17 protein-coding genes are annotated in these 18,957 nt (G+C 54.3%); 2 read left to right on the forward strand and 15 right to left on the reverse strand.

All coding sequences use genetic code 11. From position 1 onward, the window contains the following. Positions 1-59: 59 nt before the first annotated feature. The 10 genes from ACIGCM_RS01545 to ACIGCM_RS01590 form a co-directional block, all read right to left on the reverse strand. Entirely contained in the window at positions 60-941 is an 882-nt protein-coding gene (locus tag ACIGCM_RS01545; RefSeq protein WP_397500281.1) for a DMT family transporter, read from the reverse strand. A 103-nt stretch (positions 942-1,044) separates the two neighbouring features. Continuing rightward, entirely contained in the window at positions 1,045-1,956 is a 912-nt protein-coding gene (locus ACIGCM_RS01550) for a LysR family transcriptional regulator (RefSeq protein WP_397500282.1), read from the reverse strand. A gap of 63 nt (positions 1,957-2,019) precedes the next feature. Further along, the gene (gene ycaC, locus ACIGCM_RS01555) at positions 2,020-2,646 is read right to left on the reverse strand and encodes an isochorismate family cysteine hydrolase YcaC (protein WP_339485656.1); all 627 of its coding nucleotides are present in this window, start codon (positions 2,644-2,646) and stop codon (positions 2,020-2,022) included. 85 nt (positions 2,647-2,731) lie between these two features. Continuing rightward, the gene (locus ACIGCM_RS01560) at positions 2,732-4,333 is read right to left on the reverse strand and encodes an MFS transporter (protein WP_397500283.1); all 1,602 of its coding nucleotides are present in this window, start codon (positions 4,331-4,333) and stop codon (positions 2,732-2,734) included. Further along, positions 4,323-6,161 carry an amidohydrolase gene (locus ACIGCM_RS01565; RefSeq protein ID WP_397500284.1) on the reverse strand — a complete coding sequence of 613 codons (1,839 nt, stop codon included), beginning with the start codon at positions 6,159-6,161 and terminating at the stop codon, positions 4,323-4,325. The genes ACIGCM_RS01560 and ACIGCM_RS01565 overlap by 11 nt, the downstream gene beginning before the upstream one ends. Positions 6,162-6,237: 76 nt before the next feature. Then, positions 6,238-6,777 carry an antibiotic biosynthesis monooxygenase gene (locus tag ACIGCM_RS01570; RefSeq protein ID WP_397500285.1) on the reverse strand — a complete coding sequence of 180 codons (540 nt, stop codon included), beginning with the start codon at positions 6,775-6,777 and terminating at the stop codon, positions 6,238-6,240. 25 nt (positions 6,778-6,802) lie between these two features. Then, positions 6,803-7,213, reverse strand: a complete 411-nt coding sequence (locus ACIGCM_RS01575; RefSeq protein ID WP_397500286.1) for a DoxX family protein — start codon at positions 7,211-7,213, stop codon at positions 6,803-6,805. Positions 7,214-7,261: 48 nt separating this feature from the next. Beyond that, positions 7,262-8,086, reverse strand: a complete 825-nt coding sequence (locus ACIGCM_RS01580) for an alpha/beta fold hydrolase (protein ID WP_397500287.1) — start codon at positions 8,084-8,086, stop codon at positions 7,262-7,264. A gap of 323 nt (positions 8,087-8,409) precedes the next feature. Further along, on the reverse strand, positions 8,410-9,900 hold the full coding sequence (locus ACIGCM_RS01585) for an ATP-binding protein (RefSeq protein WP_397500288.1): 1,491 nt from the start codon (positions 9,898-9,900) through the stop codon (positions 8,410-8,412). A 160-nt stretch (positions 9,901-10,060) separates the two neighbouring features. Then, positions 10,061-11,011: a GlxA family transcriptional regulator gene (locus ACIGCM_RS01590; RefSeq protein ID WP_397500289.1), complete on the reverse strand. Its 951-nt coding sequence runs from the start codon at positions 11,009-11,011 to the stop codon at positions 10,061-10,063. A 385-nt stretch (positions 11,012-11,396) separates the two neighbouring features. Here ACIGCM_RS01590 and ACIGCM_RS01595 point away from each other — a divergent pair, with 385 nt between their 5' ends. Next, positions 11,397-12,065 (forward strand): DUF3313 domain-containing protein, encoded by a 669-nt coding sequence (locus tag ACIGCM_RS01595; protein WP_397500290.1) that lies wholly within the window; start codon positions 11,397-11,399, stop codon positions 12,063-12,065. A 38-nt stretch (positions 12,066-12,103) separates the two neighbouring features. On the opposite strand, the gene ACIGCM_RS01600 is transcribed toward ACIGCM_RS01595, so the two are convergent. Next, on the reverse strand, positions 12,104-13,111 hold the full coding sequence (locus ACIGCM_RS01600; RefSeq protein ID WP_397500291.1) for an AraC family transcriptional regulator ligand-binding domain-containing protein: 1,008 nt from the start codon (positions 13,109-13,111) through the stop codon (positions 12,104-12,106). A 129-nt stretch (positions 13,112-13,240) separates the two neighbouring features. Here ACIGCM_RS01600 and ACIGCM_RS01605 point away from each other — a divergent pair, with 129 nt between their 5' ends. Next, the gene (locus ACIGCM_RS01605) at positions 13,241-14,836 is read left to right on the forward strand and encodes a GMC family oxidoreductase (RefSeq protein WP_397500292.1); all 1,596 of its coding nucleotides are present in this window, start codon (positions 13,241-13,243) and stop codon (positions 14,834-14,836) included. 147 nt (positions 14,837-14,983) lie between these two features. Here ACIGCM_RS01605 and sthA read toward each other — a convergent pair whose 3' ends face one another. From sthA to nqrF, 4 genes are all read right to left on the reverse strand, one after another. Next, positions 14,984-16,378 (reverse strand): Si-specific NAD(P)(+) transhydrogenase, encoded by a 1,395-nt coding sequence (gene sthA / locus ACIGCM_RS01610; RefSeq protein ID WP_397500293.1) that lies wholly within the window; start codon positions 16,376-16,378, stop codon positions 14,984-14,986. 95 nt (positions 16,379-16,473) lie between these two features. Further along, positions 16,474-16,701, reverse strand: coding sequence for a (Na+)-NQR maturation NqrM (nqrM, locus tag ACIGCM_RS01615; protein WP_397500294.1), 228 nt, complete (start codon positions 16,699-16,701; stop codon positions 16,474-16,476). After that, positions 16,698-17,723 carry an FAD:protein FMN transferase gene (locus ACIGCM_RS01620; RefSeq protein WP_397500295.1) on the reverse strand — a complete coding sequence of 342 codons (1,026 nt, stop codon included), beginning with the start codon at positions 17,721-17,723 and terminating at the stop codon, positions 16,698-16,700. The genes nqrM and ACIGCM_RS01620 overlap by 4 nt, the downstream gene beginning before the upstream one ends. A 2-nt stretch (positions 17,724-17,725) precedes the next feature. Further along, positions 17,726-18,949, reverse strand: a complete 1,224-nt coding sequence (gene nqrF, locus ACIGCM_RS01625) for an NADH:ubiquinone reductase (Na(+)-transporting) subunit F (RefSeq protein ID WP_397500296.1) — start codon at positions 18,947-18,949, stop codon at positions 17,726-17,728. Positions 18,950-18,957: the final 8 nt, after the last annotated feature.

The following is an 18,957-nucleotide window of genomic DNA, read 5'->3' on the forward strand; positions in this document are numbered from 1 at the left end:
AGCCAGAAAATATAAACGGGCGATCTGTATTAACCCGTTGCCCACGATAGAGATAACCGCTAACGACGCCCTTGCTGCCATGCAGCAGCCAAGCCGCTCATGCAAATAATCACAATACCGACCAGAGTGCTGAGGTCGGGTACGTGGGAAAACACCAAGAACCCGAGCAAACCGGCAAAGACAATCTGGCAATAACCAAATGGCGCCAGCAATGCAGGCGGTGCACTGCGAAACGCCTGAGTCAAAAACAGATGTGCAGACATACCGCATGTCCCCAGCGCGAGCATTAACAGGCCATGAGTAAAGCTTGGAACCGACCAGAAAAACGGCACCAGCGCACTGACCAGCAGTGAGTTGAACAATCCAGCAAAGAAATTACTAGTGGCAGGCGAATCGAATTCGCTCAATTTGCGGGTCAATATCTGGTAACAGCTGAAGCACATGGCAGAGCAGAACGGCAAGATAATCGCCGGGGTAAACATTTCACCGCCAGGGTGAACGATCACCATCACCCCGACAAAACCTACCAGCACCGCAGCCCACTGACGCCGGCTGACTGACTCACCTAATAGCGGAACAGAAAGCGCCGTCACCAACAGCGGTGCCAAAAAGTTAACCGCTGTTGCCTCGGCCAAAGGAATATACAGCAGGCTGCTGGTAAAAAACAGACTGGTGCCCAGCAAGCACGATGCCCGCAGCGCCTGAAGACCGGGCCGCTTGGTGCGCAGAACCCGTAAACCCGACTGCGGCAAGAAAATTCCGGCCATAAGCAAGGTGTGCACCACGTAGCGCGCCCACACCACCATCACCACCGGGTAGAAACCAGACAGGTACTTAGACAGCGCGTCATGGCTGGCAAACAAAAATGTTGCCAGCAAGATCAGCAAAATCCCCTTGATGGGGTGACTAGGGTTCGACAGCCTTGCGCTGCTGGTACTCATGCAGGTCTCGTCAATAAGTGCAGGTTAGCGCCCACAGAAGATAAATAGGCTGCTAACTATAGTTCACCGCAACCAGCTGACCAAGTGCATAAGCCCAAAAAACCTAACGACTGTCGTTGCCCATAAATTCAACGATTTTGGCTCGCAGCCAACGTTCGGCACAATCGTTGTCCTGAGCGCTGCTCCAAACCATCGACAGCTTTGATTGAGATATATCAAAAGGCGCAGGCTCTGCTCGCAAGCCACCACCAGATATGAGCTCCGCAGCGGCGTAATCAGGCACCGTGGCCAGTAACTCCGAACCAGCCAACAGTGAGCGCAAGCCGTTAAATTGCGGCACAGCCAACACCACATTGCGCGTGCGGCCAATGCGCTCGAAGTCGCGATCAATATTGCCATTGAGGTCGCCGGAAAACGACACCAGCGCATGTGGGCGACAGCAGTATTCATCCAGCGTCAGCAGCCCCGGCCGGTCATCGGCGCGCAGTACCATGGTATCGATCAATCTCAAGGTTCTGCATTTTGCATTGGCCGGTAAATCCATGACATAACCGACTCCCACTGAGATTTCCCCTGACTCAAGCTGACTGGGCATCAATAGAAAGTTGGTGCGACGAATGACAATCACTAGATTCGGCGCTTCTTGGCGCAAGTTATTAAGCAGTGGCGGCAGCAATCCACACTCGACATCATCAGAAAGCCCAATGCGCAAGGTCAGCTTACTGGTCGCCGGGTTGAACTCCTGCGCATAACTCAATGCATTGGACATGGCGTCCAACGCCGGACGTAGTTGCTCGAATATTTCCAGCGCGCGCTTGGTTGGCTCCATGGTGCGGCCGGTTCGAATCAGTAGTTGATCGTTGAAAAAATCGCGCAGTCGCGACAAGGCATGACTAATCGCTGGCTGCCCCAGAAACAATTTCTCTGCAGCGCGGGTCAGGTTGCGTTCGAGCATCAAGACTTCAAATATGATTAGCAGGTGCAAGTCGACCTTGCGCATGTCATTGCGATTCATCACCTACCCCCCCTGCAGACATTCAAGAAAGGTGGCGCCAACCCGCAGGTTGACGCCCGAACCTTATTTGCTCAGTGCTGAGTAGCTGTTCATCAAGTTGCGATAGTTGGGAATGCGCTCAGAAAGCAGATTGCCCAAACCTTCAATGTCATTACGCCAATCGCGATGCAACTCACAGGCTACGGCGAACCAGTTCATCATCTGTGCGCCCGCTGCACTCATGCGGTTCCAGGCGGCTTGTTGCACGGTTTCGTTGAAGGTCCCGGATGCATCTGTCACCACAAACACCTCGAACCCTTCAGCCAGTGCCGACAACGTTGGGAAGGCAACACAAACATCGGTGACCACACCAGCGATGATCAACTGCTTGCGCCCGGTCGCTTTGATCGCCTTGACGAAATCTTCGTTATCCCAAGCATTGATCTGCCCTGGACGCGGGATGTAGGGCGCATCCGGAAACATGGCTTTCAGCTCAGGAACCATAGGACCATTTGGCCCTTGCTCAAAACTGGTGGTCAGAATAGTAGGTAGCTCAAAGAACTTGGCCAAATCAGCCAGGGCCAATACGTTGTTCTTGAACTCATTAGGCGAGAAATCCTGAACCAGTGAGATCAAGCCGGTTTGGTGGTCGACTAACAGTACAACTGCGTCGTCTTTATTGAGGCGCGAATAAGGCATTACTGTACTCATGGGTGATTCTCCTTGGGTGGCTGGATGGGGGTGTATCTACTGGCGAGCGTTCCAGCACGAATCAGTCTCACCAGTACCTGAATAATCATTTTGGGTGCATCTGCCCGGCCAGCAGATGGCGTATGTGCACCGGCACACCCTCGACTTGCAGGCGCCGGGCGTTTGCTTCAATTCGTTGTTCAGCGCGGGTCACTCGATTGTGGTGGCGCAGGTGCTCAAGCCAGGACTCATCAAAAAACACTTCAAGCCAGCACTGCAGGTTCTCGGTGTCCTGAACCAACCCCCAGGAGAACGCACCGTTGCGCCGACGCATGCGCCGCACATCATTCATCGCCTGCTGAAACGCAGGCCAATTCTCGGGGGCAATTTGATACTCAACAGTAACCATCACCGGACCGCGATCAGGGTTTTGTTCGTCCAGCAGCACCGGTACTGGCCAGTGCAACGACGGCGCCAAATCCTCGGCATCGGTCACTGGCAACTTGAAATACACGGTCGCACTGATACCCAAGAGCAAGGCCGTTGCTGCAAAACACAGGGCGTAGGTGATCGAGCTGTGGCTGGCGACAAAACCCCATAACAGGCCGCCACAGGCCATGCTGCCGAAAAACACCAGGATATAAACCGACAATGCCCGTGCCCGAACCCAGCTGGGCACAGCTGTTTGCGCGGCCACTTGCAGGCTTGAGAGCACAGCGATCCAGGCAGCACCGCTAACAAACATGACCGGAATCAACACGCGCAAATCACGTACAAAAGCCAAGGCAACAATCACCAGCGCATAGAGCAGACTCGCACCCGCAACCAGGCCATCGGCGCTGATCTTTTCCCGTATCTTTGGTAATAGCATTGCCCCCGTCACTGCACCGACGCCGACACTGCCAAGCAGCAATCCATAGTCTGCAGCGCTGCCTTGCAGCTCCTGACGGACAATCAATGGCAGCAACGACATGCCACCGCTGGCACCGAGAAAGAAAGCGACAGCTCTTACCATCACCGCCTGTAATGGCTTTGACGCACGGCTGTAACGCCAACCGGCGCGAATGGCACCCCACAGACGCTCAGCCGGTAACACCGCTGGTGTAACCTCGCGCCGCCACAGCCACAACACGCTAATGACCGCAAAAAACGACAGTGCATTGAGGGCGAAGGTCGACCAAGGCCCACTCATGCTAACCAGAACACCTGCAATGGCTGGGCCGATTGCACGCGCAACGTTTACCCCGACACTGGACAGCGCAATAGCTGCAGGCAGGTCGGCTTTATCCACCAACTCTGGGGTCAGGGCCGACCACGCGGGCATCATTAATGCGGTGCCGACCCCCATGCCAAGCGTCAGTAGCAACAGCAGGGTCACATTCATCTGGCCAGTAAGGGTCAGCAACGCCAGGGCCATGGCCACGCAGGCCATCCACAACTGAACACTGAGCAAATAACGCCGTCGATCAACGATATCGGCCATCGCCCCTGCCGGCAGCGCCAAGAAGAACATCGGTGCTGAGCCTGCCACCTGAACCAGTGCCACATTCATTGGACTGGCTGACAGCGATGTCATTAACCAGCCTGCGCCAACCTCATGCATCCAAGTGCCGATGTTCGAAGCAATACTGGCCACCCACAGCCAGCGGAAGGTTTTGTAACCCAGCGGGCTCCAGGCCGATGACTTCACCACGGCTTCAGAAGGCAAAACAAGAACACCCGAACGCACCCCAGAAGCCCTGAAAATCACTCACAGGGACCTTGGATAAACGCGCTCGTTCATGGCTGTGGGCATGCACTGAACAGGCACCCACACATTGGTGCACCTGCTTTGCCATCGGGGCATTCGCCCGCCAATGCCCGGGCACATTAACCACTGGCGACCAATCCGGCATAACAGGTACTGACGGCGGCGATAAGCTATCGAACCCCCCGCTGCCATACACCACTTTGCCACCGACGACCGTCAACACCGACTCAATCCACTTGATGGCCTCTTCATCAACCGAGAAGAAATCAGCCGACAGGGCAATCAGGTCAGCCAGTTGACCCACTTTGATTTGGCCTTTCTTGCCCTGTTCCGAGGAGAACCAAGCGCTGCCGTGGGTGAATAGCTGCAACGCCGTCTCACGAGACAGACCTTGCGGATACAAGGCCAAGCCACCTACGGTTTTGCCGCTAACCAACCAATACATGGAGGTCCAGGGGTTATAACTCGAAACCCTTGTCGCATCGGTGCCTGCTCCGACAGGAACGCCCTCAGCGAGCATGCGCTGAATAGGCGGTGTTTCTTCTGCCGCCTGCTTACCGTAGCGATCAACAAAATACTCGCCCTGAAACGCCATGCGATCCTGAATCGCAATGCCACCGCCCAGCGCACGCACCCGTTCAATGTTCTGCGGGGTGATGGTTTCGGCATGATCGAAAAACCAGGGCAAGCCATTGAAGGGGATATCGCGATTGACCTTCTCGAAGACATCAAGCATGCGCGAGATAGACTCGTCATAGGTGGCATGCAAGCGGAACGGCCAGCGCTGTTCGACCAAGTGGCGCACAACCGGCTCCAATTCATCCTCCATGCTGGCAGGAAGGTCTGGACGCGGCTCGACGAAATCCTCGAAATCAGCAGCAGAGAACACCAGCATCTCCCCCGCGCCATTGTGCCGTAGGAAATCATCGCCTTGATGCAACTTCACCGAACCTGTCCAGTTCTTGAAGTCTGTCAGTTCTTCCTTGGGCCGCTGGGTAAACAGGTTGTACGCAATGCGCACGGTGAGCTGACTGGCCTTGGCCAACTCTTCGATTACCGCATAATCATCGGGATAATTCTGGAAACCACCGCCTGCATCAATTGCACTGGTCACACCAAGACGGTTGAGCTCACGCATAAACTGGCGGGTTGAGTTGACTTGATACTCCAGCGGCAGCTTTGGCCCCTTGGCCAGCGTCGCATAGAGAATCATCGCATTAGGCTTGGCCACCAACATGCCGGTGGGTTCACCATTGGCATCACGCTGGATCTCGCCACCCGGCGGATTCGGCGTGTTGCGGTCGTAACCCACCACGCGCAAGGCAGCGCGGTTTAGCAGCGCACGGTCGTACAAATGCAGGACAAATACTGGCGTGTCTGGCGCCGCTTGATTGAGCTCATCAAGGCTCGGCATACGCTTCTCGGCAAACTGGAACTCATTCCAGCCACCCACGACCCGCACCCACTGTGGCGCAGGGGTAATATCTGCTTGCGCCTTGAGCATGCGCAAAGCATCCGCCAATGACGGCACACCTTCCCACCGCAGCTCCAGATTGTAATTGAGACCGCCGCGAATCAGGTGCAGGTGAGAGTCATTAAGGCCTGGCACCACTGTGCGGCGCTGTAGGTCAACCACCTGCGTCTCAGTGCTGCGCATGGCCATAGCGTCGGCATCACTGCCAACTGCTACAAAGCGTCCGTCTTTGATGGCGACCGCAGTGGCCTGCGGATTTTCGCGATCCACAGTATGTAAACGACCATTGAACAGAATCAGATCAGCGCTCATCGCACTCCCCTTTGAGTTGTTGAGTGAAACGCCCGTATCCATGGCGCTTGATTAGGTTGCTGCTTACCTGCATAGCTCAATGGGAGCTCAACCAATGGGCGAACAAAGCCGTCACCCGCGGCATAAATAAATAAACCACCAATAGAACGATGCTCAGGGTGATCAACACATTGCTGACGAAATAACCGCCCAATACCGGTAACGTGGCGAACAAGGGTTGCCACAGCAGCGGAACCAGCAAGCTGAGGGGCAATATCACCAGAAAGGTGATGCAGGCCTGCTTCCAACGCGGCGCAGGCTGAGCATTCGCCGGGGTAAACCAAAACTCGCGGTTGGTCTCTACCTGGGTCTGATCACCTTCGTCCAACAGCGGTGCAACTTCCTCGATCAAGTGGCGGCGCTCACTCGAATCCAACCAATGCTGCAACTCAGCGGTGCCCGCGAACCGCAGCACGCAAACAAACTGCTCAGCATCACGCATCACGTTGACCCCCAAATGCCCGGGGTAAGTGCTGGCAATCTGCGTGGTTCGGCGCAACCATTTCTCGTAGGCTGGCTGCTGCGCCGTTTTAACCCGGTGACGCACAATCAGAGTGACGATATCGAGCTCTTCCATTGCATCTCCTGAAAACAGCACGAGCCTAATGGCTCCACTGCAAGCTGTTTTGCCAAGCAAAGACACTGCGACCCGCCGCAATTCGCCCACCACCGGCAATTGTCAGCGCAGTGAATAGAATCAATAGCAACCAGGCGAATTGGCCTTCTTCCAAGCTCCACTGCGGATGCACCAGCAACAACGAAACCAGTAACAAGACGATCACCGGCAAACAGGCCAGGCGGGTAAATACGCCAAAGATGATCAGCAGCGGGCACAGTACTTCAGCAAATACTGCCAAACTCACCGTCATTGCTCCACCTAAACCAAAGGGGTCTTCAATCACCTGCACCTGCTGACTGAAATGCAGCAGCTTCGGCAGGCCATGAACCTTCAACAGCAGCAGCGATACACTCACCCGCATGAACAACAGCGCCCAATCAACGGTATTTAGCATGTTTGAACCTCATGACCGGACGCTGGAGAATCGTCTTTACTGGGCCGTTCAAGACTGAATGAATGCCAGCAAATCAGCGTTCAATTGGTCCTTGTGAGTGTCTGTCAGGCCATGCGGTGCACCGGGATACACCACCAGTTTTGCATCGGCCACCAACTTGGCCGAGGCTTGACCGCCGGTGCCGATCGGCACGACTTGGTCGTCATCACCATGGATCACCAGGGTCGGCACATCGAACTTCTTCAAGTCCTCGGTAAAGTCTGTGGCCGAGAACGCGGCAATGCAGTCATAGGTGCTCTTGTGTCCACCGAGCATGCCCTGCATCCAGAACCAGTCGACCATGCCCTGAGACGCAGTAGCTCCCGGCCGGTTGAAACCGAAGAAAGGTCCGTTCGCCAGGTCTTTATAGAGCTGCGAGCGATTAGCGATAGAGCCTGCGCGGATATCATCGAACACCCCAACCGGCACACCCTCTGGATTGTTCGGGGTCTGCAGCATCAAGGGTGGAACAGCAGAAATAAGCCCCAATTTGGCCACCCGCCCGGTACCGTGACGACCGACATAGCGGGCGACTTCGCCACCGCCGGTTGAAAACCCGAGCAGCACAGCATCTTTGAGGTCAAGCGTCTCGATCAACTCAGCCAGATCGTCAGCGTAATGATCCATATCATTACCCTCCCACGGTTGGCTGGAACGCCCATGACCGCGACGGTCGTGGGCTATAACCCGGTAACCATTGTCGGCCAGAAACAGCATCTGCGACTCCCAACTGTCAGCAGTCAGCGGCCAACCATGACTAAATACAATGGGCTGGCCACTGCCCCAATCCTTGTAATAGATCTCGACGCCGTCACGCGTAGTAATGGTGCTCATCTGAAAACCCTCTGCAAATAAGTGGGAACGCTTACTTCAGGTACTTGGTTAGTTCAGTGCTGGCCCAGAACATGGCTGACGACTCACCGACTAAGCGCGCAGGCCGTAGGTTGCCTGCGTGATTACATGTTCATCCCCCGCCTCGGATTACGCGAGTTAAGGGATGTTAATTGTCGTTAGCCTGATCGGGACTGCATTTGTGGGGGCATCAAGGGGGCGAAGCTGGCGCACGCAGATTCACTCAAGTCAGTTCGACGCGAGACAGCGTCGCGAAGGGCTTAATCATTTAGGCGGAAAAGCCAATGGCAGGCAGACCGATGCAGTTAACCCAGGGGTATCGTCTCGCACGAACGGAGCATTTTCAGGTGCTGGGTGTACTGCAATTGGACGGTTGGGAAGTCATCACTTTGCCTGAACTTCTCCCATGCATAGATTCGGGTAAAGCTGAGTAATCGGTAGTGCACAACATCATCACCCATCTCGACCTGCAGCAATGATTTGGCAGCCAACTGCACAACCGCTTCAAAAATGGCCGACTCACCAACGACTTTGCAGCTGATGATTTTTATCGCCTGCTCAAGCGTCACGGCCTCATTGAATACCGCAAAACGCAGCAATATCATCTGTTCGAGCGGCGTCAAAAGCCCGTAGCTCCAGTCCAGTGAGGCTTGCAACGAGTGCTGCCGGGCCAAGGCCGTTCGCGTGCCTTGCATGGCTAACATAAAACGACCACCCAGTTGCGCCCGAACACCCTTCAAGCCAAAGACATTGACGCACGCCGCTGCCAGCTCGATGGCCAAGGGCGAACCCTCAAGCTGTCGGCAAATGTCCACAACAACTGACACATCAGGCGGCGCCAAGGCAAAGCTTTCCTGATGAGCTGTTAGCCGATAAACAAAGAGCTGTATCGCGCTGTACGCCATGGCATCGGCAACACTCAGTTGTGATGAACCGACTGGAAAAGTTAATGCAGGCAAGCGCAGGACTGTCTCTACCGCAGCCAACAATGGCTCGCGACTGGTTGCTAAAATCGATAGGCGCGGCGCACTTTTGAGCAGTTCCTCTGCCAGTGACGCACAGCTATTAATCAGGTGTTCACAGTTATCCAGCAACAACAGGACGTGACGCTTGCGCAAGTATTCACGCAAACACTCCAGCGGCTGTTGCTCCTCAATACGCAGGCCCAATGCGCAACAAAGCTGTGCGGGTAATAACGAGGGATGGATGACCGCTGCCAGATCAACAAAGATCACTCCATCCTGATAATACTCAAGCAGTAATTCGGCTACGCGTATGGCCACTGCAGTCTTACCCATGCCGCCATCGGCAACAAGGGTCATCAACCGCCGGCCAGGCAGTTGCCTGACCAACCGATCAATGACTGCGTCACGCCCCATGATTGGAGTCAGCAGTGCGGGCAGCCTGGCCTGCGGGGGTTCAAGCTGTCGCGCCAAGGGCGCTGCGATATTCCCTTCCGAAGTCTGTACATCGGCCACAAAACTGTATCCGCGCTGCGGGATATTGACGATATAACGCTGACCATTGAGGCCGTCACCCAGCGCCCGACGCAAAGCGGCAATATGCACACGCAAATTAATGTCTTCGACCACAGTACTTGGCCAGACACGGGCAATAATCGCGTCTTTGCTAACCACTGCGCCTGCATGCTCAATTAACAGCTGTAAGATTTCGAGCGCTTTGCTACCGACCTTGAGCGTGCGATCACCTTCCAAAACAACACGGCGTTGTACATAGAAACTAAAAGGGCCGAATCGACGTATCTCGTCCAAACACAGATTGCTGAATGTAGTCATGTGCTGCAAGCGCTCTACCGCCCGACCTCTTGCGAAGTGGCCAGCGCTCCTCCTGTCGAGGGGTGTCTATCTATTCTGGCAAAGATTTAAGACAAGCAAGCGTGCACAAGGGTACGGATACGGCCAATGAGATGCCCATTACGGACACCTCGCACAAGGGCTAACTGAACTGTCGACGATATTGGCTAGGCGGTAGCCCAAGCTTTTCTACAAACAGATGGCGCATATGCCGTGCACTGCCAAACCCACTGCGAAAGGCCACTGTTTTCAGGGGCAAACTGCTGGTTTCCAGAAGGCGCCTGGCGCTATCAATGCGCGCACTTTGAACAAACTCCATGGGTGTCATATTCAGCTCACGGGTGAATGTTCTGGCAAAGTGACGCGCACTCATCGCCGCCAATCCGGCCATACGTTCCACGCTGAATTCCTCTGCGACATTTTCCAGCACGTAATTTCGCACCCTGAAAATAGGCGAGTCATCCTTGGCCACATCCGCCACCAGAGGGCTGAATTGCATCTGCCCGCCTTGACGCTGCATGACCACCAAAAGCACCTTGGCCACGGATAAGGCAATGGCTTTACAGTGGTCCTCAGCAATGATCGACAACGCCAAATCAATGCCCGTTGTCACGCCACCAGAGGTCAGTAGATTGTCATCCCTTACAAATATCTGATCGGTTTCAACATTAGCCTGAGGAAACTGCTCTGCCAGCCTTTCGGTGTAATTCCAATGCGTGGTGACCCGTCGCCCGTCCAACAGGCCTGCTTTACCCAGAATAAATGCGCCCGTGCAAATGGAGGCCAGCAACAGAACCTGGCTACTGGCTTTACGGAGCCAGCACTGCAGTGCTGGATATTGCTGGTTATAGGCACCAGGCCCGCCGGGAACAATCAGCACGTCGTAAGTGCCGTCGGCTTGATCAATATGGATGTCTGCCGTGAGCTTTACTCCATTCGACGCACGAACAGACAAGCTCTCAGCAGAAATGGTCAAAATCTCATAGTGGTTGTGCGGCTCAAGATAGCGATTGGCAATCGAAAATACCTCTAGCGGCCCGGCTATATCGAGCAAAAGTAAATCGGGAAAAAGTACGACTGCGACCGTTTTCATCAACTATGACCAACTGCAATGGAAAAATCAGAACCTGCACCAGAACTGGCTAGCGAGCCGATGCAAACGTAGTGTGGCGTTTTATAAACACCCATTAATTACCTGCCAACCACCGCCCAACGCACTTAAACCGAGTCATTCAGCCTCCATTGAGCTACTTTCAGCGCAGTAGGTTTGCGGATAATCCCGAATGCTTGGTCGGTGCCCTGATACAGATGCAAAAGCTTTATTGTGCCTGGAGTTTGCCTAAATCAAACGTCAGCCTACACAGCGCTGCATAGCAAACTATAGTCAAATCGCCATGACGACGTGCACTCGTTCGGATAGGCCAATCTTGGTGCCTGTCCTTTCTGCCTACGCAACGCGACCTTTAATGGAGTAAAGCATGAAGCGTTTTCTACTAATCTGCGGCTTCGCTATAGCCACGACCACCTTGGCTGGCTGCTCTAGCAAAATGGTCTCCTCAGATGAATACTCCGGATTCCTGCCGGACTACAGCAAGCTGGTGGAAGGCGAGTCACCCTCTGGGGCACCCACCATGCACTGGATAGACCCTGCATTGGACCTCAATCAGTACACCAGTATTTATCTTGAAAGAAGTCAGTTCTACCCACGGCCCAAGCCTACCGCCAGGGTTTCTCAAGACACCCTAGACCGCATCACCCGCTATTATGACCAAGCCCTCAAACGTGAGATGAGCAAGTCGCTGCCTGTGGTTGATACGCCTTTAGCCGGCTCGATTATCGTAAAGCCTGCAATCACTGCAGTCTCGGCCTCAGACAAAGATCTGGCCGTCTATGAAGTGATTCCGATTGCCTTGGTTGCTGCTGCAGTGAGCAGCGCTTCCGGCATTCGTGACCAGAACGTCACGCTTGCCACCGAAGCGATGCTGATTGACGCAAACAATAACAAGGTCATCGCCGAGGTGGTACGCAAAGGCGAAGGCAAGGTGCTGGAAAACGACTCCCAGCCAATCACAGCTGATGACGTCAAGTTGGTAATTGACCACCTCGCCGAGGACTTGCACAACTCGTATTTGACCTTGAAAAAATAATCACCTAATTGTCGCCAGCGGCCTATCCAGCTACTTAATCAGCGGGTTAGCAATTGGCGACGATACGCCCCGGGCGTCATGCCGAACCAGCGCTTGCAAGCACGGTTAAACACACTTTGCTCGCTGTAACCAAGCAGTCCCGCGACTTGTGACATGGGCATATGCCGCTCACTCAAATAATGCTCGGCGCGGTTACGTCGGACCTGCTCAACCAATTCGTCAAAGCGACAGCCGTCTTCGGCCAAACGACGTTGCAACAGCCGTGGATGCACGCCAAGCTGCGCAGCAATGATCACAAGGCGACAACGATTGGTCGGCAATAATCGGAAAATCAGTCGCTCAACCTGCTGAACCAAGCTAACCGGGGTTTCGCTTCCAAGATTACTCAGATACTGGACCATGGCCCGATGCAAGCCGGGGTCTTGCTGTTCAATCCGCCGACGCAGTTGTTCATCCGTGAGGACAAACGCATTGGCGGGCTGAGCGTCATACACTGAGGTTTTGAAATAGCGACGGTAGCGCGCTTGAGGCAGCGGGCTTATGCCGCTGAGCAAGACTGTCTGGGCCGCAAAAGTGCTGCCGAACAGCAAGCTCATAATGTTATGCGCCACGCCCATTGCCAGCTCAATCATTTGCCGCTGCATATGCACACCCGGCAAGCGAATATCCACTGACAGCCGAGGCGCTCCGGCAATGCTCAAGTCCAAATCCAGCTCAATGCCGGGACTGTGATAACCAATAAACCGTACCAACTCGGCCAAGGCTTGCCCTGCCGTGGCTGAGCTGCGCGCAATAATTGCCACAGGCCCAAGGATGTGGATGTCTTGATATTCAGCCATGCGCAGCCCGAAGTCGGGACAATCCAGCGCTTGCGCTGCGTATTCAAGCAACTCGATGAGGGTGCGCAAGGGCACCGAAGCGTCTTCCTCGTCAAGCAGGTGCCCAGGCAGACGAAATCTAGCCAGGTAATCCTGAGGATCACCGCCTAATTGAGTAACCAACTCGCGAAAGCCGGTGAATGAGGTTGTTCTGATGAGGGCTGTCATGTCGTCTAAAATCAATTAAAAGTCATCAAAGATCAATAATTTTAGGAGACAGAGGCGAACAATTACCTGGTAAATGATTGCATTGCCTGCCTTGCAGTGCGCCCACAACAAATACAAATGGGACCTATCATGGAATTTGACTACATCATCATTGGTGCAGGCTCCGCCGGTTGCGTCTTGGCCAACCGATTAAGCGCTGACCCGAAAATTTCAGTTTGCCTGCTTGAAGCGGGTCCAGAAGACACTTCGCCGCTGATTCACACCCCTGTTGGTGTAGCTGCCATTATTCCAACCCACCACGTTAACTGGGCGTTCAACACAACCGAACAGCGTGGACTAAACAACAAGTTAGGTTATCAACCCAGAGGCAAAGCCTTGGGTGGCAGCAGCTCAATTAACGGCATGATTTATATTCGCGGGCACCACAGCGATTATGAAGACTGGAAGAACTTGGGTAACCAAGGCTGGGGCTACGAAGATGTACTGCCCTACTTCCGCAAAAGCGAGTCCTACTACGGCGGCGCCAATCAATATCACGGCGCTGAAGGCGAATTATTTGTAAACCGCCAGCCTTCTCATCCGATCACTCAAGCCTTTATCGACGCTGGCATCAGCGCCGGACACAGCCATAACCAAGACTTCAACGGCGAAGAACAGGAAGGCGTCGGTGCCTATGATGTGACCATTCACAAAGGCAAGCGCTGGAGCACTGCAAGTGCATTTCTGAAACCTATTCGCGAGCAGCGCAGCAACCTCAAGGTGATCACCGGTGCGTTGGCCGAGCGGATTATTCTGGACGGCAAAAAAGCCGTTGGTGTGTCCATTCGCCAGAAGGGCAAAAGCCGACAGCTTAAAGCGCGCAAAGAAGTGCTATTGAGTGCAGGTGCTTTCGGCAGCCCGCATCTGTTAATGCTGTCCGGCATCGGCCCCACAGAAGAGTTGGCACCACAGGGCATTGCTGTATTGCATGAATTGAGTGGCGTTGGCCAGCATTTGCAGGACCATCCGGATGTGGTGATTTCCTACCGCAGCCCGGACACATCATTGCTGGGCGTATCTGTCAGCGGGTCAGCGAAAATAGGCGCAACACTTTGGCAGTATCTGCGGCACAAAACAGGCTCCTATGCCAGTAACTGCGCCGAAGGCGGTGCCTTCTTGAAGACCGACCCAAGCCTTGACCGCCCTGATATTCAGCTGCACTCGGTCATTGCCCTGCTTGATGATCACAACCGCAAACTGCGTTGGGGTCACGGCTTTAGCTGCCATATTTGCGTACTCAGACCGAAAAGCGTTGGCAGTGTCGGCCTGAGTTCCAGTGACCCGGCTGTAGCCCCCAGGATTGACCCCAATCTGCTGGGCCAGGAAGAAGACCTGCAAACCCTGCTTAAAGGCTATCGAATGGCGCTGGAGATCATCAAACAAGCGCCAATGGCTAAATATCAGTTGCAAGATCTCTACAGCGCAAACGCGCAGACAGACGAGCAATTAAAGGACGTGATTCGCGCCCGGGCAGACAGCATTTATCACCCGATTGGCACGTGCAAAATGGGGAGTGATGACGATGCGGTGGTTGATCAGCAGTTGCGCGTGCGGGGTATCGACAACCTGCGCGTGGTCGATGCATCTATAATGCCTACACTCGTGGGCGGCAACACTAACGCCGGCACCATCATGATTGCCGAACGCGCTGCCGAGTGGATCATACAAGATCAGACAACGGCCTGAGCACAATCTGCAGCCAAAGAAAAACCGGCTATTAGCCGGTTTTTCTATTTAAGCCTAATCAGTAACTTTCCCGATTGGGCCACTGCCAATCCTTTGAGTTACTGAAGGGGTCATCCCCAACCGGCTCAGGCCACCGGTCGGAGCCGCTCAAAAAAGCCGGTTAAGGCCATCGAACGCTGCAACCCGATAGGCTTCAGCCATGGTTGGGTAGTTGAACGTGGTGTTGACGAAATACTTCAAGGTATTGGCTTCGCCCTTTTGATTCATGATCGCCTGACCGATGTGGACAATCTCCGAGGCTTGATACCCAAAGCAATGCACACCGAGCACCTCAAGGGTTTCGCGGTGGAACAAGATTTTCAGCATGCCTACAGGCTCGCTGGAAATCTGCGCACGGGCCATGCCTTTGAAAAACGCCTTGCCCACTTCGTAAGGGACTTTATCCTGGGTCAACTCACGCTCGTTCTTACCGATCGAGCTGATTTCAGGAATGGTGTAAATCCCGGTTGGCACGTCATTGACGAAACGCCAGCTGTCGTTCTCAACGATGCTGCCAGAGGCTGAGCGGCCTTGGTCAAATGCAGCACTGGCTAGGCTTGGCCAACCAATTACATCACCCGCCGCGTAAATGTTCGGCACGGGCGTGCGGTAATGCTCATCGACATCCAGCTGGCCACGGCCGTTGGCTTTAAGGCCGACGTTTTCCAGTGCCAGTTTGTCAGTGTTACCGGTGCGGCCATTGCACCAGAGCAAAGCATCTGCCTTGATCTTTTTGCCAGACTTGAGGTGCAGGACAACGCCGTTATCAAAGCCTTCGATACGGTCATATTCTTCGTTATGACGAATCAAAACGTTGGTGTTGCGCAGGTGATAACTCAAGGCATCGGAGATTTCAGCATCAAGGAAGCTGAGCAACTGGTCACGGTTGTCGATCAGGTCAACCAATACCCCAAGACCGCTGAAGATCGATGCATATTCGCAACCAATCACCCCTGCCCCGTAAATGATCAGGCGTCGTGGCGTGTGGCTCAAGGTCAGGATAGTGTCGCTGTCGTAAACCCGCGGGTGCCCGAAATCAACACCGTCTGGGCGGTATGGGCGCGAGCCGGTGGCGATCACAATATCTTTGGCGATCAGTTTTTCAACCGCGCCATTTGCGCACACCACTTCGATCGTGTGCTCATCGGCAAAGCTTGCAGTGCCGTGGAACACATCAATACGGTTGCGCGCGTAGTAACCCGTGCGCGAAGAAACCTGTTTAGAGATGACCCGCTCAGCACTCTTCAGCACGTCTGGGAAAGAGAACCAACGCGGCTCGCCAATCTGGCGGAACATCGGGTTAGTGTTGAACTGCATGATCTGACGAACCGAGTGACGCAAGGCCTTGGATGGCACCGTGCCCAAGTGAGTGCTGTTACCCCCTACTTCACGGCGACTGTCGATCACAGCAACTTTGCGACCGGCTTTAACCGCATTCATCGCTGCGCCTTCACCCGCAGGGCCGGAACCCAATACCACTACATCGTAGTTGTAGACCGCCATGTTTACTCCTCAGATCACACCGCAGCGCTTTACATGCACTTGCGGCAGGGCCGGTGCCGCCATTGCAGCACCGGCAATCAATTTCTATACGGCTATTACCGCTTGCTGGCGTCATACGCCAAAGCAGTTTGCTTGGCTGGATCAACGCTGTTTACTTCTTCGCACTTCTCACGGCTACCGCCACAAATCGAGCACTCTTTTTCGATGCCCAGATTAGCGATACCACCGCACGAACCCGCGATGGGTTTACGGCCCATGATGACACCAACGGCCATCATCGAAACCACCAACAACATCACCATAAATACGATTACAAAGGTCATTGCTCTTCTCCTGCAGCAAAAAGCTGCTCGAATGCAGGGCTACTGCTTGTGACGAAGGCTTTGCCTTCACGGGTCACGAAAAATGCAGCGATGCCTGCCTGCTTAGCGTAAGCCATACCACGCTCTGGCCCAAGCACCATAAGCAGGGTCGACAAACCATCAGCCATTAAGGTTGAACGATTTGCCACTGTTACCGATGCCAACTTGTGGGTAATCGGCGCGCCCGTTTGCGGATCAATGGTGTGCGAGTAACGCACGCCATTCTCTTCAAAATAATTGCGGTAATCACCCGAGGTGGAAATACCGTAGCCGTCGAGCTCCAGAACCCGCTGAGAGACCCGCTCATCATCACGCGGAGCCTCAATGGCGATGCGCCAAGGCTGGCCGTCTGGTTTCTTGCCCGCCGCCTTTAGCTCGCCGGTTGCTTCAACTAAATAGCTGGTGATACCCAGTTCGTTGAGCCGCTTGATAATCTTATCGACCGTATAACCTGCTGCAATGCTGTTGAAGTCGAGCTGAATGCCGACATCTTTACACAGTGATTGCCCGTCGATATGCAGGTGCTGATGCCCAATCAGCTTGCGTGCCGCGGCTACCTGCTCAGGGCTTGGGACTTTTTCAACCCGCGCCTTAGGGCCAAAACCCCAGAGATTGAGCAAGGGTTCGAGGGTCATATCAAATGCCCCATAACTTTGCTCAGACAGCTCACTGCCAACTTTTACCAACTCAAGCATGCCTTGAGGGAGCGGCATGCAGCTCCCCGCCGGGGCGTCATTGAACTTGGAGACCAGCGAGTCATCGCGGTAGGTCGACATTTGCTCATCGACCTCAGCCAAAATAGCCTCAGTTTGCGCTTTGACTTCAGCCACATCAGGTGCGGCATCAGTATGGACGTACTTGATACTGTAGCTGCTGCCCATGGTTGGGCCGCCAAACTCTTCTACCCGGTCCGAAAACCAGCAGCCCGTTAGGGCTGCCGCCAAGGCGACAGCAATAACGGGCTGAAGTACAGCATGTTTCATGATCAACCGCCGAAGTCGTCGAGGAGGATATTTTCCTGCTCTACACCTAAGTCGACCAGCATTTTGATCACTGCGGCGTTCATCATTGGCGGGCCGCACATGTAGAACTCGCAATCCTCAGGTGCCGGATGGTCCTTGAGGTAGTTCTCATACAACACGTTATGGATGAAGCCTTTGAGACCAGTCCAGTTGTCTTCCGGCTGCGGATCAGACAATGCCAAATGCCACTGGAAGTTCGGGTTTTCGGCCTGCAACTGATCATATTCTTCGTTGTAGAACGCTTCACGCATGGAGCGTGCGCCATACCAGAAGCTGATCTTGCGGGTCGACTTCAAACGCTTGAGCTGGTCGAAGATGTGCGAGCGCATTGGCGCCATGCCCGCACCACCACCGATAAAAATCATTTCAGCATCGGTTTCTTTGGCGAAGAACTCACCAAAAGGTCCGTACACACTGATTTTATCGCCCGGCTTGAGGCTGAACACATACGAAGACATCTGACCTGGCGGCAAATGATCCTTGCCCGGCGGCGGTGATGCGATACGAATGTTGAACTTCACCAGACCGACTTCTTCTGGGTAGTTAGCCATCGAATAGGCACGAATCACCGTCTCTTCAACCTTGGACACGTACTTCCACTGGTTGAATTTGTCCCAGTCACCACGATATTCCTCTTGAATATCGAAGTCTTTGTAATGCACTTCGTGCGGCGGGCACTCAAGCTGTACGTAACCACCAGCGCGGAAGTCGACGTTCTCGCCTTCAGGCAGTTTGAGCGTCAGCTCCTTGATGAAGGTGGCAACGTTAGGGTTGGATTCAACCGTGCACTCCCACTTCTTCACGCCGAAGACTTCTTCCGGCACTTCGATCTTCATGTCCTGCTTAACCGCAGCCTGACACGACAAACGCCAGCCTTCTTTGGCTTCACGGCGCGTGAAGTGTGACTCTTCGGTGGACAGCATTTCACCGCCGCCAGAGGTAATCACACACTTGCACTGGGCGCAGGTACCGCCACCGCCACATGCCGATGACAAGAACACATTGTTAGCCGCCAAGGTTTGCAGCAACTTGCCGCCCGCCGGGACCACGATGGTCTTTTCACCGTTGATTTCGATGCTTACGTCGCCACTGGAAACCAGCTTGGCGCGCGCCATCAGGATGATCACTACCAGCGCCAGAACGATGGCGGTGAACATGCCTATTGCGAGAAAAATTTCATAATTCATCTGTTCAT

The sequence above is a fragment of the Pseudomonas sp. NPDC078700 genome, assembly GCF_044542375.1.
Lineage (GTDB): Bacteria > Pseudomonadota > Gammaproteobacteria > Pseudomonadales > Pseudomonadaceae > Aquipseudomonas.